The organism is Streptomyces bathyalis, assembly GCF_015910445.1.
Taxonomy (GTDB): domain Bacteria; phylum Actinomycetota; class Actinomycetes; order Streptomycetales; family Streptomycetaceae; genus Streptomyces; species Streptomyces bathyalis.
The window spans coordinates 2,800,870-2,826,317 of record NZ_CP048882.1 but is presented as its reverse complement, the minus strand read 5'-3'; the positions used below and the strand labels follow the sequence as shown (position 1 = coordinate 2,826,317).

General features: G+C 67.1%; 39 protein-coding genes. 38 read left to right on the top strand and 1 reads right to left on the bottom strand.

Annotation, left to right across the window (positions count from 1 at the left end; genetic code table 11):
- Window positions 1-135 precede the first annotated feature (135 nt).
- From rpsL to panD, 6 genes are all read left to right on the top strand, one after another.
- Window positions 136-507 carry a 30S ribosomal protein S12 gene (gene rpsL / locus G4Z16_RS12185; RefSeq protein WP_003948652.1) on the top strand — a complete coding sequence of 124 codons (372 nt, stop codon included), beginning with the start codon at window positions 136-138 and terminating at the stop codon, window positions 505-507.
- A 2-nt stretch (window positions 508-509) separates the two neighbouring features.
- Window positions 510-980 carry a 30S ribosomal protein S7 gene (rpsG, locus tag G4Z16_RS12180; RefSeq protein WP_028433241.1) on the top strand — a complete coding sequence of 157 codons (471 nt, stop codon included), beginning with the start codon at window positions 510-512 and terminating at the stop codon, window positions 978-980.
- 39 nt (window positions 981-1,019) lie between these two features.
- Entirely contained in the window at window positions 1,020-3,143 is a 2,124-nt protein-coding gene (gene fusA, locus G4Z16_RS12175) for an elongation factor G (RefSeq protein WP_197350816.1), read from the top strand.
- A gap of 222 nt (window positions 3,144-3,365) precedes the next feature.
- Window positions 3,366-4,559 (top strand): elongation factor Tu, encoded by a 1,194-nt coding sequence (gene tuf, locus G4Z16_RS12170; protein WP_028433855.1) that lies wholly within the window; start codon window positions 3,366-3,368, stop codon window positions 4,557-4,559.
- A gap of 189 nt (window positions 4,560-4,748) precedes the next feature.
- The gene (locus tag G4Z16_RS12165; RefSeq protein ID WP_197350815.1) at window positions 4,749-5,306 is read left to right on the top strand and encodes a YceI family protein; all 558 of its coding nucleotides are present in this window, start codon (window positions 4,749-4,751) and stop codon (window positions 5,304-5,306) included.
- Window positions 5,307-5,484: 178 nt separating this feature from the next.
- Window positions 5,485-5,916 (top strand): aspartate 1-decarboxylase, encoded by a 432-nt coding sequence (gene panD, locus G4Z16_RS12160; RefSeq protein WP_197350814.1) that lies wholly within the window; start codon window positions 5,485-5,487, stop codon window positions 5,914-5,916.
- 60 nt (window positions 5,917-5,976) lie between these two features.
- Here the strand turns inward: panD and G4Z16_RS12155 are convergent, their stop codons facing one another.
- Entirely contained in the window at window positions 5,977-6,939 is a 963-nt protein-coding gene (locus G4Z16_RS12155; protein ID WP_246530811.1) for an NADP-dependent oxidoreductase, read from the bottom strand.
- 69 nt (window positions 6,940-7,008) lie between these two features.
- Between G4Z16_RS12155 and G4Z16_RS12150 the strand changes: the two genes are divergently transcribed.
- The 32 genes from G4Z16_RS12150 to rpsD all read left to right on the top strand — a co-directional run bounded on the left by G4Z16_RS12150 (window position 7,009) and on the right by rpsD (window position 25,443).
- Complete coding sequence (locus G4Z16_RS12150) at window positions 7,009-7,953, top strand: GlxA family transcriptional regulator (protein WP_197350813.1); 945 nt, start codon at window positions 7,009-7,011, stop codon at window positions 7,951-7,953.
- A 111-nt stretch (window positions 7,954-8,064) separates the two neighbouring features.
- Window positions 8,065-8,580 (top strand): MarR family winged helix-turn-helix transcriptional regulator, encoded by a 516-nt coding sequence (locus G4Z16_RS12145; RefSeq protein ID WP_197350812.1) that lies wholly within the window; start codon window positions 8,065-8,067, stop codon window positions 8,578-8,580.
- A 10-nt stretch (window positions 8,581-8,590) separates the two neighbouring features.
- Window positions 8,591-9,787: an aminotransferase class V-fold PLP-dependent enzyme gene (locus G4Z16_RS12140; protein WP_197350811.1), complete on the top strand. Its 1,197-nt coding sequence runs from the start codon at window positions 8,591-8,593 to the stop codon at window positions 9,785-9,787.
- A 406-nt stretch (window positions 9,788-10,193) separates the two neighbouring features.
- Window positions 10,194-10,502: a 30S ribosomal protein S10 gene (gene rpsJ, locus G4Z16_RS12135; RefSeq protein WP_016909683.1), complete on the top strand. Its 309-nt coding sequence runs from the start codon at window positions 10,194-10,196 to the stop codon at window positions 10,500-10,502.
- Window positions 10,503-10,515: 13 nt separating this feature from the next.
- Entirely contained in the window at window positions 10,516-11,160 is a 645-nt protein-coding gene (rplC, locus tag G4Z16_RS12130; protein WP_070008915.1) for a 50S ribosomal protein L3, read from the top strand.
- Between the two features lie 9 nt (window positions 11,161-11,169).
- Entirely contained in the window at window positions 11,170-11,829 is a 660-nt protein-coding gene (gene rplD / locus G4Z16_RS12125; RefSeq protein WP_197350810.1) for a 50S ribosomal protein L4, read from the top strand.
- Entirely contained in the window at window positions 11,829-12,155 is a 327-nt protein-coding gene (rplW, locus tag G4Z16_RS12120) for a 50S ribosomal protein L23 (RefSeq protein ID WP_197350809.1), read from the top strand. Before rplD ends, rplW begins: the two co-directional genes overlap by 1 nt.
- 39 nt (window positions 12,156-12,194) lie before the next feature.
- Window positions 12,195-13,031, top strand: coding sequence for a 50S ribosomal protein L2 (gene rplB, locus G4Z16_RS12115; protein ID WP_055485904.1), 837 nt, complete (start codon window positions 12,195-12,197; stop codon window positions 13,029-13,031).
- Window positions 13,032-13,043: 12 nt separating this feature from the next.
- Complete coding sequence (gene rpsS / locus G4Z16_RS12110) at window positions 13,044-13,325, top strand: 30S ribosomal protein S19 (RefSeq protein WP_028433864.1); 282 nt, start codon at window positions 13,044-13,046, stop codon at window positions 13,323-13,325.
- A 43-nt stretch (window positions 13,326-13,368) separates the two neighbouring features.
- A complete protein-coding gene (rplV, locus tag G4Z16_RS12105; protein WP_055485902.1) occupies window positions 13,369-13,716 on the top strand; it encodes a 50S ribosomal protein L22 in 348 nt (115 codons plus the stop codon).
- Window positions 13,716-14,555: a 30S ribosomal protein S3 gene (gene rpsC / locus G4Z16_RS12100; RefSeq protein ID WP_028433866.1), complete on the top strand. Its 840-nt coding sequence runs from the start codon at window positions 13,716-13,718 to the stop codon at window positions 14,553-14,555. The genes rplV and rpsC overlap by 1 nt, the downstream gene beginning before the upstream one ends.
- Before the next feature lie 4 nt (window positions 14,556-14,559).
- Window positions 14,560-14,979 carry a 50S ribosomal protein L16 gene (gene rplP / locus G4Z16_RS12095; RefSeq protein WP_028433867.1) on the top strand — a complete coding sequence of 140 codons (420 nt, stop codon included), beginning with the start codon at window positions 14,560-14,562 and terminating at the stop codon, window positions 14,977-14,979.
- Window positions 14,979-15,203: a 50S ribosomal protein L29 gene (rpmC, locus tag G4Z16_RS12090; protein ID WP_028433254.1), complete on the top strand. Its 225-nt coding sequence runs from the start codon at window positions 14,979-14,981 to the stop codon at window positions 15,201-15,203. Before rplP ends, rpmC begins: the two co-directional genes overlap by 1 nt.
- Window positions 15,203-15,487: a 30S ribosomal protein S17 gene (rpsQ, locus tag G4Z16_RS12085; protein WP_197350808.1), complete on the top strand. Its 285-nt coding sequence runs from the start codon at window positions 15,203-15,205 to the stop codon at window positions 15,485-15,487. Before rpmC ends, rpsQ begins: the two co-directional genes overlap by 1 nt.
- A 129-nt stretch (window positions 15,488-15,616) precedes the next feature.
- Entirely contained in the window at window positions 15,617-15,985 is a 369-nt protein-coding gene (gene rplN, locus G4Z16_RS12080; protein WP_027738919.1) for a 50S ribosomal protein L14, read from the top strand.
- Window positions 15,986-15,987: 2 nt separating this feature from the next.
- A complete protein-coding gene (gene rplX, locus G4Z16_RS12075; RefSeq protein WP_028433869.1) occupies window positions 15,988-16,311 on the top strand; it encodes a 50S ribosomal protein L24 in 324 nt (107 codons plus the stop codon).
- Window positions 16,311-16,871, top strand: coding sequence for a 50S ribosomal protein L5 (gene rplE, locus G4Z16_RS12070; RefSeq protein WP_197350807.1), 561 nt, complete (start codon window positions 16,311-16,313; stop codon window positions 16,869-16,871). Before rplX ends, rplE begins: the two co-directional genes overlap by 1 nt.
- A 2-nt stretch (window positions 16,872-16,873) precedes the next feature.
- On the top strand, window positions 16,874-17,059 hold the full coding sequence (locus G4Z16_RS12065) for a type Z 30S ribosomal protein S14 (protein WP_028433259.1): 186 nt from the start codon (window positions 16,874-16,876) through the stop codon (window positions 17,057-17,059).
- A gap of 238 nt (window positions 17,060-17,297) precedes the next feature.
- Entirely contained in the window at window positions 17,298-17,696 is a 399-nt protein-coding gene (rpsH, locus tag G4Z16_RS12060) for a 30S ribosomal protein S8 (protein WP_197350806.1), read from the top strand.
- A 23-nt stretch (window positions 17,697-17,719) separates the two neighbouring features.
- Window positions 17,720-18,259 (top strand): 50S ribosomal protein L6, encoded by a 540-nt coding sequence (rplF, locus tag G4Z16_RS12055; RefSeq protein ID WP_070008928.1) that lies wholly within the window; start codon window positions 17,720-17,722, stop codon window positions 18,257-18,259.
- A gap of 3 nt (window positions 18,260-18,262) precedes the next feature.
- Window positions 18,263-18,646 carry a 50S ribosomal protein L18 gene (rplR, locus tag G4Z16_RS12050; protein ID WP_197350805.1) on the top strand — a complete coding sequence of 128 codons (384 nt, stop codon included), beginning with the start codon at window positions 18,263-18,265 and terminating at the stop codon, window positions 18,644-18,646.
- Between the two features lie 44 nt (window positions 18,647-18,690).
- Window positions 18,691-19,293, top strand: coding sequence for a 30S ribosomal protein S5 (rpsE, locus tag G4Z16_RS12045; RefSeq protein ID WP_028433263.1), 603 nt, complete (start codon window positions 18,691-18,693; stop codon window positions 19,291-19,293).
- Window positions 19,293-19,475, top strand: a complete 183-nt coding sequence (gene rpmD / locus G4Z16_RS12040; RefSeq protein ID WP_197350804.1) for a 50S ribosomal protein L30 — start codon at window positions 19,293-19,295, stop codon at window positions 19,473-19,475. Before rpsE ends, rpmD begins: the two co-directional genes overlap by 1 nt.
- Before the next feature lies 1 nt (window position 19,476).
- The gene (rplO, locus tag G4Z16_RS12035; RefSeq protein WP_197350803.1) at window positions 19,477-19,932 is read left to right on the top strand and encodes a 50S ribosomal protein L15; all 456 of its coding nucleotides are present in this window, start codon (window positions 19,477-19,479) and stop codon (window positions 19,930-19,932) included.
- Between the two features lie 158 nt (window positions 19,933-20,090).
- The gene (gene secY, locus G4Z16_RS12030) at window positions 20,091-21,404 is read left to right on the top strand and encodes a preprotein translocase subunit SecY (protein ID WP_028433876.1); all 1,314 of its coding nucleotides are present in this window, start codon (window positions 20,091-20,093) and stop codon (window positions 21,402-21,404) included.
- A complete protein-coding gene (locus G4Z16_RS12025) occupies window positions 21,404-22,072 on the top strand; it encodes an adenylate kinase (RefSeq protein WP_197350802.1) in 669 nt (222 codons plus the stop codon). Before secY ends, G4Z16_RS12025 begins: the two co-directional genes overlap by 1 nt.
- A gap of 179 nt (window positions 22,073-22,251) precedes the next feature.
- Window positions 22,252-23,088: a type I methionyl aminopeptidase gene (map, locus tag G4Z16_RS12020; protein ID WP_197350801.1), complete on the top strand. Its 837-nt coding sequence runs from the start codon at window positions 22,252-22,254 to the stop codon at window positions 23,086-23,088.
- Window positions 23,089-23,306: 218 nt separating this feature from the next.
- Window positions 23,307-23,528: a translation initiation factor IF-1 gene (gene infA / locus G4Z16_RS12015; protein WP_003948620.1), complete on the top strand. Its 222-nt coding sequence runs from the start codon at window positions 23,307-23,309 to the stop codon at window positions 23,526-23,528.
- A gap of 64 nt (window positions 23,529-23,592) precedes the next feature.
- Window positions 23,593-23,706 (top strand): 50S ribosomal protein L36, encoded by a 114-nt coding sequence (rpmJ, locus tag G4Z16_RS12010; protein ID WP_003956441.1) that lies wholly within the window; start codon window positions 23,593-23,595, stop codon window positions 23,704-23,706.
- A 232-nt stretch (window positions 23,707-23,938) separates the two neighbouring features.
- Complete coding sequence (gene rpsM / locus G4Z16_RS12005) at window positions 23,939-24,319, top strand: 30S ribosomal protein S13 (protein WP_197350800.1); 381 nt, start codon at window positions 23,939-23,941, stop codon at window positions 24,317-24,319.
- Window positions 24,320-24,386: 67 nt separating this feature from the next.
- A complete protein-coding gene (gene rpsK / locus G4Z16_RS12000) occupies window positions 24,387-24,791 on the top strand; it encodes a 30S ribosomal protein S11 (protein WP_028433270.1) in 405 nt (134 codons plus the stop codon).
- Window positions 24,792-24,816: 25 nt separating this feature from the next.
- Window positions 24,817-25,443, top strand: a complete 627-nt coding sequence (rpsD, locus tag G4Z16_RS11995; protein ID WP_197350799.1) for a 30S ribosomal protein S4 — start codon at window positions 24,817-24,819, stop codon at window positions 25,441-25,443.
- Window positions 25,444-25,448 lie beyond the last annotated feature (5 nt).

The window sequence follows — 25,448 nt, the reverse complement described above, 5'->3', positions numbered from 1 at the left end:
ATCTGCATGCTTCTCACCTGAGGGGCCCTTCGCCTTCGCGCGGGACTCTGCAGTCTTCGACACGCCCGACCTCGTGGGTCGGGAGAGTGGCCCAGGTTAGCTTTACCGAGACGGCACACAGAAACCGGAGAAATTGTGCCTACGATCCAGCAGCTGGTCCGTAAAGGCCGGCAGGACAAGGTCGAGAAGAACAAGACGCCCGCACTCGAGGGTTCCCCTCAGCGTCGCGGCGTCTGCACGCGTGTCTTCACCACCACCCCGAAGAAGCCGAACTCGGCCCTGCGTAAGGTCGCGCGTGTGCGTCTGACCAGCGGGATCGAGGTCACGGCCTACATTCCGGGTGAGGGCCACAACCTGCAGGAGCACTCCATCGTGCTCGTGCGCGGCGGCCGTGTGAAGGACCTGCCGGGTGTTCGCTACAAGATCATCCGCGGCTCCCTCGACACGCAGGGCGTCAAGAACCGCAAGCAGGCTCGCAGCCGCTACGGCGCCAAGAAGGAGAAGTAAGCATGCCTCGTAAGGGCCCCGCCCCGAAGCGCCCGGTCATCATCGACCCGGTCTACGGTTCTCCTCTGGTGACCTCCCTCATCAACAAGGTGCTGCTGAACGGCAAGCGCTCCACCGCGGAGCGCATCGTCTACGGCGCCATGGAGGGCCTGCGGGAGAAGACCGGCAACGACCCGGTCATCACCCTCAAGCGCGCGCTGGAGAACGTCAAGCCGACCCTCGAGGTCCGCTCGCGGCGCGTCGGTGGCGCCACCTACCAGGTTCCGGTCGAGGTCCGCCCCGGCCGTTCCTCCACTCTCGCGCTGCGCTGGATCGTGGGTTACTCCCGCGCCCGCCGCGAGAAGACCATGACCGAGCGTCTGCTGAACGAGCTGCTCGATGCCTCCAACGGGCTCGGCGCCGCCGTGAAGAAGCGCGAGGACACCCACAAGATGGCCGAGTCCAACAAGGCCTTCGCGCACTACCGCTGGTAGTCGCAGACCCCATCGAGACCGAGAGAAGACTGAAGCCTTATGGCTACCACTTCACTTGACCTGGCCAAGGTCCGGAACATCGGGATCATGGCCCATATCGACGCGGGCAAGACGACGACCACCGAGCGGATCCTGTTCTACACCGGTCGCAGCTACAAGATCGGTGAGGTCCACGACGGCGCTGCCACGATGGACTGGATGGCCCAGGAGCAGGAGCGCGGCATCACGATCACGTCTGCCGCGACCACCACTCATTGGCCGCTCAACGACGTCGACTACACCATCAACATCATCGACACTCCCGGCCACGTCGACTTCACCGTCGAGGTGGAGCGTGCGCTGCGTGTGCTCGACGGTGCCGTGACGGTGTTCGACGGTGTGGCCGGCGTCGAGCCGCAGTCCGAGACCGTCTGGCGTCAGGCGGACCGCTACGGCGTGCCGCGCATCTGCTTCGTCAACAAGCTCGACCGCACCGGCGCGGAGTTCCACCGCTGCGTCGACATGATCGTGGACCGCCTCGGCGCGGTGCCGCTGGTCATGCAGATCCCGATCGGGACCGAGGCGGACTTCAAGGGCGTCGTCGACCTCGTCAGCATGAAGGCGCTGGTCTGGTCGCCCGAGGCGAAGATGGGCGAGATGTACGACACCGTCGACATCCCGGCCACGCACGCCGAGGCCGCCGACGAGTGGCGCGGCAATCTGCTCGAGGCCGTCGCGGAGAACGACGAGGAGATGATGGAGCTGTACCTCGAGGGCCAGGAGCCCACCGAGGATCAGCTCTACGCGGCGATCCGCCGCATCACCCTCGCCTCCACCGGCGCCGAGGGCACCACGACCGTGACCCCCGTCTTCTGCGGAACGGCGTTCAAGAACAAGGGCGTTCAGCCCCTGCTCGACGCCATCGCCCGCTACCTCCCGTCCCCCCTGGACGTCGAGGCGATCGAGGGTCACTCCGTCAAGGACCCCGAAGAGGTCCTGACGCGGAAGCCGTCGGAGCAGGAGCCCATGTCGGCGCTCGCGTTCAAGATCGCGAGTGACCCGCACCTGGGCAAGCTCACCTTCATCCGGGTCTACTCCGGCAAGCTGGAAACCGGCTCGCAGGTGATGAACTCGGTGAAGGGCAAGAAGGAGCGCATCGGCAAGATCTACCGGATGCACGCGAACAAGCGTGAGGAGATCGAGTCGGTGGGTGCCGGCGACATCGTCGCCGTCATGGGTCTCAAGCAGACCACCACCGGTGAGACCCTCTGCGACGCGAGCAACCCGGTGATCCTGGAGTCGATGGAGTTCCCGGCTCCCGTGATCGAGGTCGCGATCGAGCCCAAGTCCAAGGGCGACCAGGAGAAGTTGGGCGTCGCGATCCAGCGGCTGGCCGAGGAGGACCCGTCCTTCCAGGTCAAGACCGACGAGGAGACCGGCCAGACGATCATCGCGGGCATGGGCGAGCTGCACCTTGATGTGCTGGTCGACCGCATGAAGCGCGAGTTCAAGGTCGAGGCCAACGTCGGTAAGCCGCAGGTTGCGTACCGCGAGTCGCTCCGCAAGACGGTCGACAAGGTGGACTACACCCACAAGAAGCAGACCGGTGGTTCCGGTCAGTTCGCGAAGGTGCAGATCGCCGTCGAGCCGCTCGAGGGTGACGGCTACGAGTTCGTCAACCAGGTCACCGGTGGCCGCATCCCGCGGGAGTACATCCCGTCCGTGGACGCCGGCTGCCAGGAGGCCATGGAGTTCGGTGTGCTGGCGGGTTACCCGCTGACCGGTGTCCGCGTGACGCTGCTCGACGGTGCCTTCCACGACGTCGACTCCTCGGAGATGGCCTTCAAGATCGCCGGTTCCATGGCGTTCAAGGAGGCCGCGCGGAAGGCGAGCCCGGCACTGCTGGAGCCGATGATGAAGGTCGAAGTCACCACGCCCGAGGAGTACATGGGCGATGTGATCGGCGACATCAACTCCCGTCGTGGCCAGGTTCAGTCCATGGACGACAGGAGTGGCGCCAAGCTCATCACCGGCCTGGTCCCGCTGTCGGAGATGTTCGGCTACGTCGGGGACTTGCGCAGCAAGACCTCCGGCCGCGCGAACTACTCCATGCAGTTCGACTCCTACGCCGAGGTTCCGCGGAGCGTCGCCGAGGAGATCATCGCGAAGGCCAAGGGCGAGTAACTCACCGTTCCTCACCCCTTAGGCTGGAGCAAAGGCATTCGGGGCACTTCGGCACAGACCGTACGGCTCGTCCGTCGGCTGTGCCGGGGTCCTCGTCCGCCAGCCCCCCAAGCGAACTGGTCAAGGGCATCCCCCTCGGGGTCCTGACCGGTTCATAACGACCATCTGAACCCCTCCGCAGAATGTGGAGGGTGTACAGCACCAGTCCACAGGAGGACCCCAGTGGCGAAGGCGAAGTTCGAGCGGACTAAGCCGCACGTCAATATCGGCACCATCGGTCACATCGACCACGGTAAGACGACTCTTACCGCGGCGATCACCAAGGTGCTGCACGACAAGTACCCGGACCTGAATGAGGCTTCCGCGTTCGAGAACATCGACAAGGCGCCCGAAGAGCGCCAGCGCGGAATCACGATCTCCATTGCGCACGTCGAGTACCAGACGGAGAACCGTCACTACGCTCACGTGGACTGCCCGGGGCACGCGGACTACATCAAGAACATGATCACCGGTGCCGCGCAGATGGACGGCGCCATCCTCGTGGTCGCAGCCACCGACGGCCCGATGCCGCAGACCAAGGAGCACGTGCTCCTGGCCCGCCAGGTCGGCGTTCCGTACATCGTGGTCGCCCTCAACAAGGCGGACATGGTGGACGACGAGGAGATCATGGAGCTCGTCGAGCTCGAGGTCCGTGAGCTTCTCTCGGAGTACGAGTTCCCGGGTGACGACGTACCGGTCGTCAAGGTCTCCGCGCTCAAGGCCCTCGAGGGCGACGCGGAGTGGGCCGACTCGGTCGCCAAGCTCATGGACGCCGTCGACGGTGCGATCCCGCAGCCGGAGCGTGACGTCGAGAAGCCGTTCCTGATGCCGATCGAGGACGTCTTCACGATCACCGGCCGCGGCACGGTCGTCACCGGCCGTATCGAGCGTGGTGTGCTCAAGGTCAACGAGAATGTCGACATCATCGGCATCAAGGAGACCAAGACCTCGACGACCGTCACCGGCATCGAGATGTTCCGCAAGCTCCTCGATGAGGGCCAGGCCGGTGAGAACGTCGGTCTGCTCCTCCGCGGCATCAAGCGCGAGGACGTCGAGCGCGGCCAGGTCATCATCAAGCCGGGCTCGGTCACCCCGCACACGGAGTTCGAGGGTCAGGCCTACATCCTGTCGAAGGACGAGGGTGGCCGGCACACCCCGTTCTTCAACAACTACCGCCCGCAGTTCTACTTCCGCACCACCGACGTGACCGGTGTCGTGACCCTCCCCGAGGGCACCGAGATGGTCATGCCGGGCGACAACACCGAGATGAGCGTTTCGCTCATCCAGCCCGTCGCCATGGAAGAGGGCCTGAAGTTCGCCATCCGTGAGGGTGGCCGTACCGTGGGCGCCGGCCAGGTCACGAAGATCGTCAAGTGACCTCGACGCCTTGAGCGTTAACCGGCTGCTGAAGCCGGGGGAGGGCCCGTACGACTCCGGTCGTGCGGGCCCTCCGTGCTGTGCGGGGAGGTCCGGGACCGGGAAGTGACGGCACAGCCCCGGCAGGAATAGTTAATCCTTCAACAAGGTTGGTGCTGGCGTAAGCATCGTGACCCTTGGAGGAACGCAATGACCACTGCCAATGACCACGCCACGCTGACCGGGGAGTACGTCCTCGACCCGACCCACACCCGCATCGGCTTCGTCGCACGTCACGCGATGGTGACCAAGGTCCGGGGTGCCTTCAACGACTTCACCGGCACCGCCCGTATCGACGGCGAGAAGCCCGAGCAGTCGTCGGTGGAGCTGGTCATCAAGGCCGAGAGCATCGACACCCGCAACGCGGACCGCGACTCCCATCTGCGGAGCAACGACTTCCTGAAGATGGACGAGTACCCGGAGATCACCTTCCGGTCCACGGGGGTCCGGCAGAGCGGGGAGGACACGTTCGAGGTCACCGGCGACCTCACCATCAAGGGCGTGACCCGCTCGGTGACCGTCCCGTTCACGTACGAGGGCCAGGCCACCGACCCGTTCGGCAACAGCCGGATCGGTCTCGAAGGCAGCACGACGATCAACCGCCAGGACTTCGGCGTGAGTTGGAACGCCGCGCTGGAGACGGGCGGATTCCTCGTGAGCGACAAGGTGACGCTCGAGTTCGAGGTCTCGGCCGTCAAGCAGGGTTGATCAGCCCCACGCGTACGACGGCCCACGTCGTGAGCCACGGCGCTCACGACGTGGGCCGCTCCGTGTGGACGGCGGTGCCTGTGCCCGTCCTGCGGTTCCCTTGCCGCTGTCGCCTACGATGGCCGGGTCGGCGCGCACCTCTTCGCGAGGGCGCGACCTTCTTCCCCAGGAGCGACGCATGCTGCGCACCATGTTCAAGTCCAAGATCCACCGTGCCACCGTGACCGAGGCCGATCTGCACTACGTGGGATCCGTCACGGTCGACGCCGAACTGATGGAAGCCGCCGATCTGCTGTCCGGCGAGCTGGTCCACATCGTCGACATCACCAATGGCTCGCGTCTGGAGACGTACGTCATCGAGGGCGAGCGTGGCTCGGGCGTCATCGGCATCAACGGAGCCGCTGCCCACCTGGTCCATCCCGGCGATCTGGTCATCCTGATCAGCTATGCGCAGGTCGACGACGCCGAGGCCCGGCGGCTGCGGCCCGCCGTCGTCCATGTGGACGCGGACAACCGCATCGTCGGTACGGGCGCGGACGCGGGGGAGCCGGTGCCGGGTGGCGAGACCGTCCGGGGCCCGCACGCCGTTGCCGCGTCCGCGGCCGGGTGACCCCGGCGCGGACGCGGACAGCACGGCGCGGATGGAAGTCGCGGGGCGGTGATCTCCGGCTCAGCCGACTTCCAGCACCAGCTTTCCGGTGGTGCGGCCGGTCTCGCCCAGCTCGTGGGCCTTGGCGGCGTCCGCCAGCGGGAACGTTCCTGCGATGACTGCCTTCAGCCTGCCCTCCTCGGCCAGTGCTGCCACGGCGCCCATGCCGGCCTGGTCGGCCTCGACGAGCATGACCTTGCCGTGGACGCCGAGCTTCTTCGCCTCCTCGGCCAGTGCCTCTCGTTCCCGCAGGATGATCGAGACGAGGGTGCCGCCCGGGCGGAGGGTCCGCAGGGAGCGGCTGCGGTAGTCGTCGCTGCCGATGGTGTCGAGGACGACGTCCATGTCCCGGGCCGCCTCCGCGAAGTCCGCCTCCCGGTAGTCGATCAGCTCGTCCGCGCCGAGCTCGCGGAGCATCTCGTGCTTGCCCGAGCTGGCTGTTCCGGTCACGTGCGCGCCCCTGGCCTTGGCGATCTGCACTGCCAGGTGGCCGACGCCGCCGGCCGCGGCATGGATCAGAACGCGCTGGCCGGGGCGGAGCCCGGCAGTGTCGACCAGTGCCTGCCAGGCTGTCAGTGCCGCGAGGGGCAGGGCACCGGCCTGCACGTGTGACAGTCCGGCAGGTTTGCGGACGAGGGCCCGCGCAGGCGTGGTGACGTACTCGGCGTGGGAGCCCGCCCCGTGTGGATACGGCAGCATCCCGAAGACCTCGTCGCCGGGTTCGTGCAAGGTGACGCCGAGCCCGGTGGCCTCCACCACGCCGGAGACGTCCCAGCCCAGGACGTACGGGGGATCGCCCAGGAAGAGGCGCAGCCGCCGGTGCTTCCAGTCCGTCGGGTTGAGCCCGGCGGCGCGGACTCTGACGAGGACCTGGCCCGGGCCCGGCTGAGGCCGCTCCAGCTCGACTTCCTTCAGCACCCCGGGTTCACCCAGCTCGTCCTGGCTGATCGCACGCATGGTGCCGGATGTATCGGTTTGTCTCATGCCTCAAGGCTGTCGTCTTCGACTGCCACCGGCAATGGCAGGAATGCCAGCATTCGATAGGATCATGCCATGCATCGTGTCGTGGTACTGGCCCTCGACGGCGTCTATCCCTTCGAACTCGGCATCCCCAACCGGGTGTTCGGCTCCGCGGGTGGTCACTACGAGGTGATCACCTGCAGCGTCGACGGGCGCCCGGTGCGCAGTGACTCCGACTTCGGCATCGTCGTCGGCCACGGCCCGGAAGTGCTCCGGACGGCTGACACGGTGGTGATCCCTCCCTTCGACATGTCGCAGGCCACCGCGCCGCTGTCGGAGCCGGTCGCCCGAGCGCTCGATCTCATCCCGCCCGGTGCTCGCACCGTGTCCATCTGCACGGGAGCCTTCGTGCTGGCCGCCGCGGGCCGGCTCGACGGCCGTCCGGCAGCCACGCACTGGGCGCTGGCCGATGACTTCCGCCGTCTCTTCCCGGCCGTGGAGCTGGACGCGGATGTGCTGTTCGTCGACGACGGAGATGTGCTGACGTCGGCCGGTGCCGCCTCCGGCATGGACGTGTGCCTGCACGTCGTACGCAAGGACCACGGCGCCGAACTGGCGAACCGCGTGGCCCGCTGCTGTGTGGTCCCGCCCTGGAGGGACGGAGGCCAGGCGCAGTACATCGAGCATCCCGTTCCGGACGCCCCTGATGCGGGCACGTCGGCGACCAGGCAGTGGGCACTGGAGCGGCTCCATCTGCCGCTGACGATGAGCGACTTGGCGGGGCACGCGAGGATGAGCGGTCGCACCTTCGCCCGCAGATTCCGCGAGGAGGTGGGAATGAGCCCCGGCCGATGGGTCATCCAGCAGCGCGTGGCCAGGGCGCGCCATCTGCTGGAGAGCAGTGAACTGTCCGTGGACCAAGTGGCCTCCCGGGTGGGTTTCGCGACGGCGGCCTCGCTCCGGCAGCATCTTCAGGCGGCCATCGGCGTCTCGCCGCTCGCGTACAGGCGCACGTTCCGGACGGCCGAGCCCGTCTAGACGACGCCGGGGCACCGCAGCGTACGGCTACCCGTCGGCCCCGCTCCTGGCCCCGATCCCGGCCGTGCACATACGTATGCGGGAGACATGTGTCTGTGTCACACTTCCTCGATGGCACCGACGAAGGAACTGACGGCGAACTGGCTCGGCGCCCTGGCCGTCGGCCTCGGAGACCTGCTGGACCACTCGCTCCGGGAGGAGTCCGGGCTCGACCCCGCGGGCGTCGCCGCGGTGCTCACCGTGCGGGCGCGGCCCGGCCAGTCCGTGTCGGACCTGGCCGCGACTCTCGCCATGACGCACTCGGGCTGCGTGCGGGTCGTGGGACGCCTCGTCGACTCGGGGCTGCTGCTGCGCGGGCCGGGCCCGGACGGCCGTACGCGCGGACTCCGGCTGACCGAGGCAGGCGAGGACGCGGGCCGCCGGATGCTCCGGGCGCGACGGGAGGCACTGGAGGGCGTCGTCGGACGGCTCTCGCCGGAGGAGACCGGAAGCCTGGAGCGCGCTCTTCGGGCCGTCCTCCCGCACCTTCCCGGAGACCGGACGTCGGCCCGCCGGATCTGCCGGCTCTGCGAGCACGCCGTGTGCCGGGGCGACGACTGCGTCGTCTCCGTCGCGGCCGGCGGTTGAGGAGGGGCTGGTGGCGGACGACCCGAGCACGGCCGTGGCGCCCGACGAGTCCGGCGTGGCCGCTCAACAGCCGGACTACGCCCGGTACTTCAGCGACCAGGCGGGTCATGTCTGGCTGAACACCGCACACCAGGGCCCGATGCCGGAAGCCGCCGTGCACGCGGCAGTCGAGGCGGCTCGGGAGAAGGCGACCCCGCATCTCATCCCGGACGCAGCGTTCACCGAGCGCCCCGAGAGACTGCGGGCGCTGCTCGCGGAGTTCGTCGGAGGCCGCCCCGACGAGATCGTTCTGGGCGACAGCACGTCCCACGGGATGAACCTCGTCGCGTACGGGCTCCCGTGGCGGGACGGCGACGAGGTGCTCTGCGTCGAGGGGGACTATCCGGCCACCGTGCTGCCCTGGCTGGCGCAGCGGCAGCGCGGAGTGAGCGTCCGGTTCGTGCGACGCGGCCCGGACGGGAGGCTCGATCCCGAGCGGGTGCGGCAGGCCCTCACGGCTCGGACCCGCGTCATGGCGGTCACCTGGGTCGACTCCTTCACCGGTGCCGCTGCCGATCTGCGTGCGCTGGGTGAGATCTGCCACGCGGCGGGAGCGCTGCTCGTGGTGAACGGTTCGCAGGCGGTCGGTGCCAGGCCCGTCGACGTCGCCGGCACTCCCGTCGACGCGCTCGCCTCGTGCGGCTACAAGTGGATGTGCGGCCCGTACGGCACCGGCTTCGCCTGGCTCGATCCCGCCCTGACCGAGCTGCTCGACCCCCGCAGGGTCTACTGGCTCGCCCAGCAGCGCGGCCGCGGGCTGGAACACATGCGTACGTACACGATCGAGGACCTGGGCGTCCGTGCCCTGGACGTCTTCTGCCCGGCCGACTTCCTCGACACCGCCGCCTGGACGAGCTCCGTCGAACTGCTCGGCGGCTTCGGCGTGCACGGCATCCACGCCCACGGGCAGCGACTGGTGCAGCAACTGCTGGACGGCGTGGACCGGGACCTCTACGAGGTTGTCGGCCCGCAGACGCCGGAGGAGCGCTCCAACCTCGTGGTCCTCGCCAGGAGCCGCGGCTCGGTGGAGATCGCTGCCGCCGCGTTGACGGCCGCGAACGTGCACGTCGCAGTGCGCGAGGGCAACATCAGGCTCTCGCCACACCTCTTCAACACGTGCGAGCACATCGACCGGGCACTCGAAGTGCTGAATTCAGCGCACGATTGAGGACGTCCCCCGGCGGGCAGCCTGCCGGGCAGGTGAGCGCTCCGAGCCCGCAGCGGCAGGCAATCATCCCGATTGGCGTGCGCCAAACGCCATGTGGCACACTGTCCAGGTTGCTCGGTTGAGTGCCGATGCTGTGCGCCTCCCGCCGGGAGGACCGGAAGCGAGTCCCAGAGTATTCGTCGCCCCTTATCAGGAGCGGAAGTACGGGAATCTTCCGGGAAGTGCAGGAGGGGCTTCCAGCCAGGCGCCCGGTGGGTCCGTACCCCCAATCCTTTCTCTTGAGAGAAACCTCCGCGGTTCATTGCGGGAAGGGATGCGACACGCCCGACCGCGTGGGTCGGAAGTCGAGGAGGACGGCACCCATGGGTTCCAGAGCGTTTACGAGAGACAGGACTACGAAGTAGCCATGGCGGGACAGAAGATCCGCATCCGGCTCAAGGCCTACGACCACGAGGTCATCGACAACTCGGCGAAGAAGATCGTCGAGACGGTGACCCGTACTGGAGCGTCGGTCGCGGGCCCGGTGCCGCTGCCCACAGAGAAGAACGTGTACTGCGTCATCAAGTCGCCGCACAAGTACAAGGACGCGCGCGAGCACTTCGAGATGCGCACCCACAAGCGACTGATCGACATCCTCGACCCGACGCCCAAGACCGTTGACTCGCTGATGCGCCTGGACCTTCCGGCCGGCGTCGACATCGAGATCAAGCTCTGAGGGGTGCGGGAAGATGGCTAAGCAGATCAAGGGTGTCCTGGGCGAGAAGCTCGGCATGACCCAGGTCTGGGACGACAAGAACCGCGTCGTTCCCGTGACCGTCGTCAAGGCCGGGCCCAATGTCGTGACCCAGGTCCGCACAGCAGACAAGGACGGCTACGAAGCCGTTCAGATCGCCTTCGGCGAGATCGACCCGCGCAAGGTGAACAAGCCCCTCAAGGGCCACTTCGCCAAGGCGGACGTCACTCCCCGCCGTCACCTCGTCGAGCTGCGTACCTCCGACGCCGGTGAGTACTCGCCCGGCCAGGAGATCAACGCCGACACCTTCGAGGCCGGCGGCAAGGTGGACGTGACGGGCAAGTCCAAGGGCAAGGGCTTCGCCGGCGGCATGAAGCGCCACGGTTTCCGCGGCGGCAAGGCCTCGCACGGTGCGCACCGCATCCACCGCAAGCCCGGTGCCATCGGCGGCTGCGCCACGCCCGGCCGTGTCTTCAAGGGCACGCGCATGCCCGGCCGCATGGGCAATGAGCGGGTCACCACCCAGAACCTGACCGTCCATGCCGTTGACGCGGAGAAGGGCCTGCTGCTCATCAAGGGCGCGGTCCCGGGTCCGAACGGCGGCCTCGTCCTGGTCCGCACCGCGGCCAAGGGGGCCTGAGGTTAAACCATGACTACCGTTGACATCCTTTCGCCGGCAGGCAAGAAGGACGGCACCGTCGAGCTCCCCTCGGAGATCTTCGACGCGCGGGTCAGCGTTCCGCTGATCCACCAGGTCGTCGTCGCCCAGCTGGCCGCTGCCCGCCAGGGCACGCACAAGACCAAGACGCGCGGCGAGGTCCGCGGCGGCGGCAAGAAGCCGTACCGCCAGAAGGGCACCGGCCGCGCCCGTCAGGGCTCGACCCGCGCTCCGCAGTTCGCGGGCGGTGGCGTCGTGCACGGTCCCGTGCCGCGTGACTACTCGCAGCGGACGCCGAAGAAGATGAAGGCCGCCGCCCTGCGCGGTGCCCTCTCGGACCGCGCCCGCCACGGCCGTGTGCATGTCGTCTCCGGCGTCGTCGAGAACGAGATCTCGACGAAGGCCGCGAAGACGCTGCTGGGCAAGGTCAGCGAGCGCAAGCACGTGCTGCTGGTCGCCGAGCGCAGCGACGAGCACGCCTGGCTGTCGGCTCGCAACCTGCCCCAGGTGCACATCCTGGAGCCGGGTCAGCTGAACACGTACGACGTGCTGGTCTCCGACGACGTGGTCTTCACCAAGGCCGCCTTCGAGACCTTCGTGGCCGGCCCGAAGAAGGCCGACGCGACCGAGGCCGAAGGGAGCAAGGCCTGATGAGTGAGGCAACAGCCGCCACCAGCAAGACGTTCACGGACCCCCGTGACATCTTGATCAAGCCCGTGGTCTCGGAGAAGAGCTACGCGCTGCTGGACGAGAACAAGTACACCTTCATCGTCGACCCGCGCGCCAACAAGACCCAGATCAAGCAGGCCGTCGAGGCGGTCTTCTCGGTCAAGGTCAGCGGGGTCAACACGCTCAACCGGCAGGGCAAGCGCAAGCGCACCCGCACCGGTTACGGGAAGCGCGCCGACACCAAGCGCGCCATCGTGACCCTGGTCGAGGGCGACCGCATCGACATCTTCGGCGGCCCGGTCTCCTGACGGAGACAGGACCGTCCGATATCGGACGAGGACTGAGAAATGGGTATCCGCAAGTACAAGCCGACGACTCCGGGCCGTCGTGGCGCCAGTGTCGCCGACTTCGTCGAGATCACGCGGTCCACGCCGGAGAAGTCACTGGTCCGCCCCCTGCACAGCAAGGGCGGCCGTAACAACGCCGGTCGTGTGACCGCTCGCCACCAGGGCGGTGGCCACAAGCGCGCCTACCGAGTGATCGACTTCCGTCGTCACGACAAGGACGGCGTGCCGGCCAAGGTCGCGCACATCGAGTACGACCCGAACCGCACCGCGCGCATCGCGCTGCTGCACTACGCCGACGGCGAGAAGCGCTACATCCTCGCGCCGGCGGGCCTGTCGCAGGGCAGCCGCGTGGAGAACGGTCCTGGGGCCGACATCAAGCCGGGCAACAACCTGGCGCTGCGCAACATCCCGGTCGGTACGACGATCCACGCCATCGAGCTGCGGCCCGGCGGCGGCGCGAAGTTCGCCCGGTCCGCCGGTGCGTCCGTGCAGCTGCTGGCGAAGGAGGGCCGCATGGCCCACCTGCGCATGCCGTCCGGCGAGATCCGCCTGGTCGACGTCCGCTGCCGCGCCACCGTCGGCGAGGTCGGCAACGCCGAGCAGTCGAACATCAACTGGGGCAAGGCCGGCCGTATGCGCTGGAAGGGCGTCCGCCCGACCGTCCGCGGTGTGGTCATGAACCCGATCGACCACCCGCACGGTGGTGGTGAGGGCCGTACCTCCGGTGGCCGCCACCCGGTTTCGCCGTGGGGCCAGAAGGAGGGCCGTACGCGCTCGCCGAAGAAGGCCAGCAACAAGTACATCGTCCGCCGCCGCAAGACGAACAAGAAGCGCTAGGAGGCGGGTTAGATGCCGCGCAGTCTCAAGAAGGGGCCCTTCGTCGACGACCACCTGACCAAGAAGGTGGACGCACAGAACGAGGCAGGCTCCAAGAACGTCATCAAGACCTGGTCCCGCCGCTCGATGATCGTCCCGGCCATGCTCGGCCACACGATCGCGGTGCACGACGGCCGCAAGCACGTCCCGGTGTTCGTCACCGAGTCGATGGTCGGCCACAAGCTCGGCGAGTTCGCGCCGACCCGCACCTTCCGCGGCCACGTCAAGGACGACCGCAAGTCGCGTCGTCGCTGATGGCGGGGTGTGAAGACCTATGACTGACACCGAAGGGACAACCATGGAAGCCAGGGCCTCCGCGCGCTATGTGCGCGTAACGCCCATGAAGGCCCGCCGGGTGGTGGACCTTGTCCGTGGCTTGCCTGCCACGGAGGCTCAGGCGGTCCTGCGCTTCGCACCGCAGGCCGCGAGCGTGCCGGTGGGCAAGGTGCTGGACAGCGCCATCGCCAATGCCGCACACAACTACGACCACACCGACGCCGACAGCCTCTTCATCTCCGAGGCGTACGTCGACGAGGGCCCGACCCTGAAGCGTTTCCGTCCGCGCGCCCAGGGCCGCGCCTACCGGATCCGCAAGCGGACGAGCCACATCACTGTGGTCGTGAGCAGCAAGGAAGGAACCCGGTAATGGGCCAGAAGGTAAACCCGCACGGGTTCCGCCTCGGCATCACCACCGACTTCAAGTCGCGTTGGTACGCCGACAAGCTCTACAAGGACTACATCAAGGAAGACGTCGCGATCCGCAAGATGCTCACGCAGGGCATGGAGCGGGCCGGCATCTCCAAGGTGGAGATCGAGCGCACCCGTGACCGCGTACGTGTCGACGTGCACACCGCACGTCCCGGCATCGTCATCGGCCGCCGCGGCGCCGAGGCCGACAGGCTCCGGGGCAACCTGGAGAAGCTGACCGGCAAGCAGATCCAGTTCAACATCCTCGAGGTCAAGAACCCCGAGACGGATGCGCAGCTGGTGGCCCAGGCCGTCGCCGAGCAGCTGTCCTCCCGCGTCTCCTTCCGTCGTGCGATGCGCAAGAGCATGCAGACGACGATGAAGGCCGGCGCGAAGGGCATCAAGATCCAGTGCGGTGGCCGCCTCGGCGGCGCCGAGATGTCCCGCTCGGAGTTCTACCGCGAGGGCCGCGTGCCCCTGCACACGCTCCGCGCGAACGTCGACTACGGCTTCTTCGAGGCCAGGACCACCTTCGGCCGCATCGGCGTGAAGGTCTGGATCTACAAGGGTGACGTCAAGAACATCGCCGAGGTCCGCGCCGAGAACGCCGCCGCCCGTGCGGGCAACCGCCCGTCGCGCGGTGGTGGTGGCAGCGACCGCCCCCGTCGTGGTGGCGAGCGCGGAGGCCGCGGCCGCAAGCCGCAGCAGCAGAGCGGTTCCGCCGAGGCCCCCAAGGCCGAGAGCGTGACTCCCGCCGCTGCGGCAGCAGAGCCCGGCGCTGCCGGGAAGGAGGGCTGACGCCATGCTTATCCCGCGCAGGGTCAAGCACCGTAAGCAGCACCACCCGAAGCGCACGGGCATGGCCAAGGGTGGCACCGAAGTCTCGTTCGGTGAGTACGGCATCCAGGCCGTCACTGCCGCGTACGTGACGAACAGGCAGATCGAGGCAGCTCGTATCTCCATGACTCGTCACATCAAGCGTGGCGGCAAGGTCTGGATCAACATCTACCCGGACCGCCCGCTGACGAAGAAGCCCGCCGAGACCCGCATGGGTTCCGGTAAGGGTTCTCCGGAGTGGTGGGTCGCGAACGTCAAGCCGGGGCGCGTGATGTTCGAGCTGTCCTACCCGAACGAGAAGATTGCCAAGGAGGCGCTCACCCGCGCCGCCCACAAGCTTCCGATGAAGTGCCGGATCGTTCGGCGCGAGGCAGGTGAGTCGTGATGGCGGCCGGGACGAAGGCCTCCGAGCTGCGTGAGCTGGGCGACGAGGAGCTTCTCGGAAAGCTTCGCGAGTCCAAGGAAGAGCTGTTCAACCTCCGCTTCCAGGCGGCGACCGGGCAGTTGGAGAACCACGGTCGGCTGAAGGCCGTCCGCAAGGACATCGCCCGGATCTACACCCTGATGCGTGAGCGTGAGCTGGGCATCGAGACGGTGGAGAGCGCCTGATGAGCGAGACGAATGTGACTGAGAAGACGCAGGACCGCGGTTTCCGCAAGACCCGCGAGGGTCTGGTCGTCAGCGACAAGATGGACAAGACCGTCGTCGTCGCCGTCGAGGACCGCGTCAAGCACGCGCTGTACGGCAAGGTCATCCGCCGTACCAACAAGCTCAAGGCACACGACGAGCAGAACGCCGCCGGGGTCGGTGACCGCGTACTCCTCATGGAGACCCGGCCGCTGTCCGCGACCAAGCGCTGGCGCGTCGTCGAGGTCCTTGAGAAGGCGAAGTAAGCAGTTCCGGAACGGAATTGGCTTGGCAATCAGCCTGGGGACCCCCAGGACAGTTCCGCCAGGCTCGGCAGGGCACGCCCCGCGCGGGTGTGACCCTGCCGGGAACCGGCAGACGATCAGGAGATAGACGTGATCCAGCAGGAGTCCCGGCTGCGCGTCGCCGACAACACGGGTGCGAAGGAAATCCTCACCATCCGTGTGCTCGGCGGCTCGGGCCGGCGCTACGCGGGCGTCGGTGACGTCATCGTCGCTACCGTCAAGGACGCGATCCCGGGCGGGAACGTGAAGAAGGGCGACATCGTCAAGGCCGTCATCGTGCGCACCGTCAAGGAGCGCCGCCGGCCCGACGGCTCGTACATCCGCTTCGACGAGAACGCCGCGGTCATCCTCAAGAACGACGGCGACCCCCGCGGCACCCGCATCTTCGGCCCCGTGGGCCGGGAGCTGCGCGAGAAGAAGTTCATGAAGATCATCTCGCTCGCGCCGGAGGTGCTGTGACGATGAAGATCAAGAAGGGTGACCTGGTCCAGGTCATCACCGGCAAGGACAAGGGCAAGCAGGGCAAGGTCATCGTGGCCTACCCCCGCGAGGACCGCGTCCTGGTCGAGGGTGTCAACCGGGTCAAGAAGCACACCAAGGCCGGCCAGACCGCTCGTGGTTCGAAGACGGGCGGCATCGTGACGACCGAGGCTCCGGTCCACGTGAGCAACGTGCAGCTCGTGGTGGAGAAGGACGGCAAGAAGGTCGTCACCCGTGTCGGATACCGCTTCGATGACGACGGCAACAAGATCCGCGTTGCCAAGCGGACCGGTGAGGACATCTGATGACTGCCACCACTGAAGCACCGCGCCTCAAGCAGCGCTACCGCTCCGAGATCAAGGGCAAGCTGCACGACGAGTTCAAGTACGAGAACGTCATGCAGGTGCCCGGTCTCACCAAGATCGTGGTCAACATGGGTGTGGGCGACGCCGCCCGCGACTCCAAGTTGATGGACGGTGCCATCCGGGACCTCACCACGATCACCGGCCAGAAGCCGGCGGTGACCAAGGCCCGCAAGTCCATCGCGCAGTTCAAGCTGCGCGAGGGCATGCCGATCGGCGCGCACGTGACGCTGCGCGGCGACCGGATGTGGGAGTTCCTGGACCGCCTGCTGTCCCTCGCACTGCCGCGCATCCGCGACTTCCGCGGCCTGTCGCAGAAGCAGTTCGACGGGAGGGGCAACTACACCTTCGGTCTCACGGAGCAGGTCATGTTCCACGAGATCGACCAGGACAAGATCGACCGGGTCCGGGGCATGGACATCACCGTGGTCACCACGGCGACCACCGACGACGAAGGGCGCGCCCTTCTCCGTCACCTCGGCTTCCCGTTCAAGGAGAACTGACCATGGCTAAGAAGGCTCTGATCTCCAAGGCGAGCCGTAAGCCGAAGTTCGCTGTCCGCGCGTACACGCGTTGCCAGCGCTGCGGCCGGCCGCACTCCGTCTACCGCAAGTTCGGCCTGTGCCGCGTGTGCCTTCGCCAGATGGCGCACCGTGGCGAGCTGCCGGGCGTGACCAAGAGCTCCTGGTAACCCGTCGCCCGCCCTTCGCGAGGAGGGCGAGCGAATACGGGCCAGCCAGGACTCTCGGTAAGAGCATCAAGGCCGGACGGGTGTCCACCGCACACCGCCGAGGTGTGCGGCCGGCCGCCCGCCGTCCGTGACCGTCTTACTACGCCGTAGGTCCCCGCGCCCCACCTGTCCTGTCCCTGTACAGGGAGAAGGAGGGCGCATACAGGAAACCCCGGCGAGAGAGGCCGAAGGCCATCACATGACAATGACCGATCCGATCGCGGACATGCTGACGCGTCTGCGTAACGCGAACTCGGCGTACCACGACTCCGTCGCGATGCCGCACAGCAAGATCAAGTCGCACATCGCGGAGATCCTCCAGCAGGAGGGCTACATCACCGGCTGGAAGACCGAGGAGGCCCAGGTCGGCAAGAGCCTCGTGCTCGAGCTGAAGTTCGGCCCCAACCGCGAGCGCTCGATCGCCGGCATCAAGCGGATCTCGAAGCCGGGCCTGCGGGTCTACGCGAAGTCCACCAACCTGCCGAAGGTGCTCGGTGGCCTGGGAGTGGCGATCATCTCCACCTCCCACGGGCTGCTCACCGGCCAGCAGGCACAGAAGAAGGGCGTGGGCGGGGAAGTCCTCGCCTACGTCTGGTAACGGAAGGGAACGGAGGTAAAGCAATGTCGCGTATCGGCAAGCTCCCCATCCAGGTTCCCGCCGGTGTGGACGTCACCATCGATGGCCAGGCGGTCGCCGTGAAGGGCCCCAAGGGTTCCCTTTCGCACACCGTTGCCGCGCCCATCGAGATCGTGAAGGGCGAGGACGGCGCGCTGGTCGTCTCGCGTCCCAACGACGAGAGCCGGAACAGGGCCCTGCACGGTCTGTCCCGCACGCTGGTGGCGAACATGATCACTGGCGTGACCAACGGATTCAGCAAGGACCTCGAGATCAGCGGCGTGGGTTACCGCGTCCAGGCGAAGGGCTCCAACCTGGAGTTCTCGCTGGGCTACAGCCACCCGATCCTGGTCGAGGCGCCGGAAGGCATCTCGTTCAAGGTCGAGTCGCCGACCAAGTTCTCGGTCGAGGGCATCGACAAGCAGAAGGTCGGCGAGGTCGCCGCCAACATCCGCAAGCTCCGCCGCCCGGACCCGTACAAGGCCAAGGGCGTGAAGTACGCGGGCGAGACCATCCGCCGCAAGGTCGGAAAGGCTGGTAAGTAAGCCATGGCATACGGCGTGAAGATCGCTAAGGGCGACGCCTACAAGCGCGCCGCCGCCAAGCGCCGTCACATCCGCATCCGCAAGAAGGTCTCGGGCACCCCCGCCCGTCCCCGTCTTGTGGTGACGCGCTCGAACCGCCACATGGTCGCCCAGGTCGTGGACGACCTGGCGGGCCACACGGTGGCCTCGGCGTCGTCGCTGGACGCGTCGATCCGCGGTGGTGACGGCGACAAGAGCGCGCAGGCCAAGCAGGTGGGCGCACTCGTTGCCGAGCGTGCGAAGGCCGCGGGTGTGGAGACCGTCGTGTTCGACCGCGGCGGCAACAAGTACGCAGGGCGGATTGCCGCTCTGGCTGACGCCGCCCGTGAGGCCGGGCTCAAGTTCTGAGTGCGGTTCCTGCGCAGCGGACGTAAACGAGAGAGGTAATTCCAATGGCTGGACCCCAGCGCCGCGGTGGCGGCGCCGGTGGCGGCGAGCGTCGGGACCGCAAGGGCCGGGATGGCGGCGCCGCCGCCGAGAAGACCGCGTACGTTGAGCGCGTTGTCGCGATCAACCGCGTGGCCAAGGTAGTCAAGGGTGGACGTCGCTTCAGCTTCACCGCGCTCGTCGTGGTGGGCGACGGTGACGGCACCGTGGGTGTCGGATACGGCAAGGCCAAGGAGGTGCCGGCCGCCATCGCCAAGGGTGTGGAGGAGGCCAAGAAGCACTTCTTCAAGGTCCCCCGCATCCAGGGCACCATCCCCCACCCGATCCAGGGTGAGGAAGCCGCGGGTGTCGTGCTGCTCAAGCCGGCTTCGCCCGGTACCGGTGTGATCGCCGGTGGCCCGGTGCGTGCCGTGCTGGAGTGCGCGGGCATCCACGACGTGCTCAGCAAGTCGCTCGGCTCCGCCAACCCGATCAACATCGTGCACGCCACGCGTGCGGCTCTGCAGGGCCTTCAGCGCCCCGAGGAGATCGCCGCCCGCCGTGGCCTGCCGCTCGAGGACGTGGCGCCCGCCGCTCTGCTGCGGGCACGTGCCGGGGTGAGTGCGTAATGGCTCGCCTGAAGATCACGCAGACGCGTTCTGTCATCGGTACGAAGCAGAACCACCGGGACACCCTGCGGACGCTCGGACTGAAGAGGGTCCGCGACGTGTCCGTACGCGAGGACCGTCCTGAGGTGCGCGGCATGGTGCAGACCGTGCGGCACCTCGTCACGGTCGAGGAGGTCGACTGAGATGGCGGAGAGCAACCCGCTGAAGGTCCACAACCTCCGGCCGGCTCCGGGCGCCAAGACCGCGAAGACCCGCGTGGGTCGTGGTGAGGCGTCCAAGGGCAAGACCGCCGGACGTGGCACCAAGGGCACCAAGGCCCGTTACCAGGTTCCGGAGAACTTCGAGGGCGGGCAGATGCCGCTGCACATGCGGCTGCCCAAGCTCAGGGGCTTCCGTAACCCTGCCCACAAGCAGTTCCAGGTCGTGAACCTGGACAAGCTGGCCGAGCTGTACCCCAAGGGGGGCGAGGTCACGGTGGCCGATCTGGTCGCCAAGGGCGCCGTTCGCAAGAACGAGCTCGTCAAGGTGCTCGGCACCGGCGAGATCTCCGTGGCTCTGACGGTGACCGTCAACAAGGTCTCCGGCTCCGCCAAGGAGAAGATCACCGCTGCCGGCGGCACCGTCACCGAGCTCGGCTGAGTTCGTTGACTGACTGGCCGGGGACGTCCCAACGGGGCGTCCCCGGTCCGTCGTTCCACGGCGGGCACCGTCGCCGGTAAGGTGGCGGGCACTGTTGGTATCTGTCGACCCCAAGACCGTCACCTCTCGCGCGAGACGCGGGGGGCGCAGGAGGCACCGTGCTCACCGCGTTCGCCCGGGCGTTCCAGACGCCCGACCTGCGAAAGAAGCTGTTGTTCACGCTCGGCATCGTGGTGCTCTTCCGGTTGGGGCAGCACGTTCCGGTGCCGGGTGTCAGCTTTGAGAATGTCAACCAGTGCATGAACGAGGCCAAGGGGAGTCAGGGCCTCTTCGGGCTGGTCAATATGTTCAGCGGTGGCGCACTGCTGCAGTTGACCGTTTTGGCGCTCGGCATCATGCCGTACATCACAGCGAGCATCATTCTTCAGCTGCTGGTCGTGGTCATTCCGCGGCTCGAGGCTCTGAAGAAGGAGGGCCAGGCCGGCCAGGCCAAGATCACGCAGTACACGCGTTATCTCACGGTCGCGCTCTCGATCCTGCAGGCGACCGGCCTTGTGGCCACCGCCCGCAGTGGCACCCTCTTCCCGCAGTGCCAGGTCCGTGACCAGATCATCCCGGACCAGTCGATCTTCACCACCGTCACGATGGTGATCTGCATGACTGCCGGCAGCGCGCTGATCATGTGGCTCGGTGAGCTCATCACCGACCGCGGCATCGGCAACGGCATGTCCATCCTGATGTTCATCTCGATCGCCGCCGGCTTCCCCGGCGCGCTGTGGGCCATCAAGAAGCAGGGCAAGCTCGCAGACGGCTGGATCGAGTTCGGTGCGGTGATCATCAGCGGCCTCGCCATGGTCGCGCTGGTGGTTCTGGTGGAGCAGGCGCAGCGCCGCGTTCCTGTGCAGTACGCGAAGCGGATGATCGGGCGCCGCAGTTACGGCGGTACGTCGACCTACATTCCGCTGAAGGTCAATCAGGCCGGTGTGATTCCCGTCATCTTCGCGTCGTCGCTGCTCTACATTCCTGCGCTCATCGTTCAGTTCAGCGGCTCTCAGGCCGGCTGGGCGCAGTGGATCCAGGCGCACTTCGTGAAGGGTGACCACCCGATTTACATCGTCACGTACTTCGTGCTGATCGTCTTCTTCGCGTTCTTCTACGTGGCGATCTCCTTCAACCCCGAAGAAGTTGCCGACAACATGAAGAAGTATGGTGGCTTCATCCCGGGCATCCGGGCAGGTCGGCCCACTGCGGAGTACCTGAGCTATGTGCTGAACCGCATCACATGGCCGGGTGCGATGTACCTCGGGTTGATCGCTCTGGTGCCGACCGTCGCGCTGATCGCGTTCGGTGCTCAGCAGAACTTCCCGTTCGGCGGGACGAGCATTCTGATCATCGTGGGCGTCGGGCTCGAGACCGTGAAGCAGATCGAGAGCCAGCTTCAGCAGCGCAATTACGAAGGGTTCCTCCGCTGATGCGTATCGTCCTCGTCGGACCGCCGGGCGCGGGTAAGGGAACGCAGGCCGCGCTCCTGTCCAAGAACCTGTCGATTCCGCACATCTCCACGGGTGACATCTTCCGCGCGAACATCAGCCAGGGCACTCCGCTCGGGCAGCAGGCGCAGGAGTACATGCGGGCGGGTCAGCTCGTGCCCGACGAGGTCACGATCGGCATGGCGAAGGACAGGATGGACGAGCCGGACGCCGCGAACGGCTTCCTGCTCGACGGCTTCCCCCGCAACATCGCGCAGGCCGAGGCGCTGGACGGGGTCCTGGAGGAGAGGGGCCAGCGGCTCGACGCCGTACTGGACCTGGAGGTCCCCGAGGAGGAGGTCGTCAAGCGGATCGCGGGCCGTCGCATCTGCCGGAGCGACAGCAGCCACGTCTTCCACGCGGAGTACAGCGCCCCGAAGCGGGACGGTGTGTGCGACGTGTGCGGCGGCGAGCTGTACCAGCGTGACGACGACCGTGAGGAGACCGTCCGCAAGCGGCTGGCGGTCTACCACAGCGAGACCGAACCGATCATCGACCATTACAAGCGTCAGGACCTCGTGACCACCATCTCGGCGCTGGGCGAGGTCAGTGAGGTGACCGAGCGTTCCATGCGGGCTCTCGAGACCGCGAGGGATTCGGTCGCCGACTGACGAAGAGCGGTTCGGAACGGGCTTCGTATGCGGTCGCGGTACCCGGCAGGGTCCGCGGCCGCAGGCTTGTACGGCACACTGAGTGAAGCGGGGGTGCCGACCTCCCGCAGCACTACCCACGGCCCGGTGCGCCGGCCGTGGTCATCCCTTTGAGTACCCGTCGAGGAAGGCACCGCCGCATGGTGGAGATCAAGACCCCGGAGCAGATCGCGAAGATGCGCGAGGCGGGCCTGGTCGTTGCGGCGATGCACCAGGCCTGCAGTGCGGCCGCGGTGCCCGGCGCCAGCACGAAGGACCTGGACGAGGTCGCCGCGAAGGTCCTCGCCGACCACGGCGCCAAGCCCAATTTCCTTGGATACGGCGGCTTCCCCGGCAACATCTGCACGTCCGTGAACGAGATCGTCGTGCACGGCATCCCCGACAGGCAGACCGTCCTGAAGGACGGCGATCTCCTGTCCATCGACGCCGGCGCGATCATCGACGGCTGGCACGGCGACGCCGCGATCACCGTCTTCGTGGGCGAAGGGCACCCGGTCGAGCTGCATGAGCTGAGCCGCGTCACCGAGGAGTCCATGTGGGCGGGCATCGCCGCCGTGCGCAAGGGCAACCGGCTCGTGGACGTCTCCCGGTCGATCGAGGGCTACATCCGGCGCCAGCCGCGTCCGGCCTCCGGCTCGTACGGCATCGTCGAGGACTACGGCGGGCACGGCATCGGATCCCAGATGCACATGGACCCCCACCTGCTGAACTACGTCGACCGCCGCCGTGGCCGCGGGCCGAAGCTGGTGCCGGGACTGTGCCTGGCCATCGAGCCGATGGTGACGCTGGGCACCCCCAAGACGCACGTGCTCTCGGACGACTGGACGGTCAAGACGAACGACGGCACCTGGTCGAGCCACTGGGAGCACTCGGTGGCCCTCACCGAGGAGGGGCCGCTCGTGCTGACCGCGCCGGACGGCGGCAAGGCGAAGCTCGCCGAGCTGGGGATCACCGCCGCACCCGATCCGCTCGCCTGACGCCCACACTGCGCTCAGTCCCGGCGTTCGGCCGCTCTCGCAAGGCGGCGTGCTCGTGCCGACTTCGTCCGCGCGAGCATAACGATCTTGATAGCCGGGGAGACTACCCGAATTCGTCTTTGCGGGACGCGTACCGTAGACTGGCTCGTCGGTCCCGGGGTATTTCTATGCCCGGGATCACCCCAGGTAGCCGATCCCGGAAGGTGAAGCGCTAGAGCATGGCCAAAAAACAAGGGGCCATCGAGATCGAGGGCACGGTCGTCGAATCTCTGCCGAATGCGATGTTCAAGGTGGAGCTTCAGAACGGGCACCAGGTTCTCGCGCACATCAGCGGCAAGATGCGGATGCACTACATCCGTATCCTTCCCGACGACCGGGTCGTGGTGGAGCTCTCTCCGTACGACCTGACCCGCGGGCGGATCGTCTACCGCTACAAGTAGCTCGACAGATCGAGCCGTTGTCCCATGTCCGTGGGGCGGCGGCCTGACCCGGAGAACCTCATCCATGAAGGTCAAGCCGAGCGTCAAGAAGATCTGCGACAAGTGCAAGGTGATCCGCCGTCACGGCCGGGTCATGGTCATCTGCGACAACCTGCGCCACAAGCAGCGCCAGGGCTGACGCAAACAGGACCGCGAACCTTCGCACAGATCGCACTCTTCGCGCGACGCAAGTGAAAAGTACATACGCAGACGCCCGACCCCCCGCCTGGTCATTCTTGTCGGTGGGGACGACACCCTCGGTCGGAGGCCGGGGACCCTGCTCACGGGTGTGTGTACGGCACGGTCCGTACGGCACACAGCAGGGGACGGCGCTGCGGCAGACCTCCGCAAAGCAATCAGGAGCCCAAGGAATGGCACGCCTCGCAGGCGTCGACCTCCCGCGCGAGAAGCGCGTCGAGGTCGCCCTCACCTACGTCTTCGGCATCGGTCGAACCCTTGCCCAGCGGACTCTGGGTGAGACCGGCGTCAACCCCGACACCCGCGTGCGGGATCTGGCCGAGGAGGACCTCGTCAAGATCCGCGAATACGTGGACAACAATCTCCAGGTCGAGGGTGACCTCCGCCGTGAGATCCAGGCCGACATCCGCCGCAAGGTCGAGATCGGCTGCTACGAGGGACTGCGGCACCGCCGCGGCCTCCCCGTCCACGGCCAGCGCACCAAGACCAACGCCCGCACCCGCAAGGGCCCGCGTCGCGCGATCGCCGGCAAGAAGAAGCCGGGCAAGAAGTAGTCCGCACCGGACACGCTGCAAGCGGTCCGTGTTGCAGGACCGACGACCTCCACAGGAGTAAATCCATATGCCTCCGAAGGGCCGTACGGCCGGCGCCAAGAAGGTGCGCCGCAAGGACAAGAAGAACGTCCCCGCCGGACACGCGCACATCAAGAGCACGTTCAACAACACCATCGTTTCGATCACCGACCCGACCGGCAACGTGATCTCCTGGGCCTCCGCCGGCCACGTCGGCTTCAAGGGTTCCCGGAAGTCGACGCCGTTCGCCGCGCAGATGGCCGCCGAGAACGCGGCCCGCCGCGCTCAGGAGCACGGCATGCGCAAGGTCGACGTCTTCGTGAAGGGCCCCGGCTCCGGTCGTGAGACCGCGATCCGTTCCCTCCAGGCCACGGGCCTCGAGGTCGGCTCCATCCAGGACGTCACCCCGACCCCGCACAACGGCTGCCGCCCGCCGAAGCGCCGCCGAGTCTGACCAGCTGAAACAGGAGAACTGAGACATGGCGCGTTACACCGGGGCCGACTGCAAGCGTTGCCGTCGGGAGAAGCAGAAGCTCTTCCTCAAGGGAGCTAAGTGCGAGAGCGCGAAGTGCCCGATCGAGATCCGTCCTTACCCCCCGGGTGAGCACGGTCGCGGGCGCACCAAGGACTCCGAGTACCTGCTGCAGAAGCGCGAGAAGCAGAAGGCAGCGCGTATCTACGGCGTCCTGGAGAAGCAGTTCCGCGGGTACTACAACGAGGCCAACCGCCTGCAGGGCAAGACCGGCGACAACCTGCTGCGGATCCTCGAGACCCGTCTGGACAACGTGGTCTACCGGGCAGGCTTCGCCAAGTCCCGCGACCATGCCCGTCAGCTGGTCCGGCACGGGCACATCACTGTCAACGGGCGCAAGACCGACATCCCGTCGGCCCGCGTGTCCGTGAGTGACATCGTCGAGGTCCGCGAGTCCTCCCGTAGCCTGACGCCTTTCCAGGTGGCGGCTGCGGAGGCCGGCGAGAAGACGGTTCCGGCCTGGCTGGAGTCCATCCCGTCGAAGTTGCGGATCCTCGTCCATTCGCTGCCCGAGCGCCAGGTGATCGACACCCAGGTGCAGGAGCAGTTGATCGTCGAGCTGTACTCGAAGTGATTCGA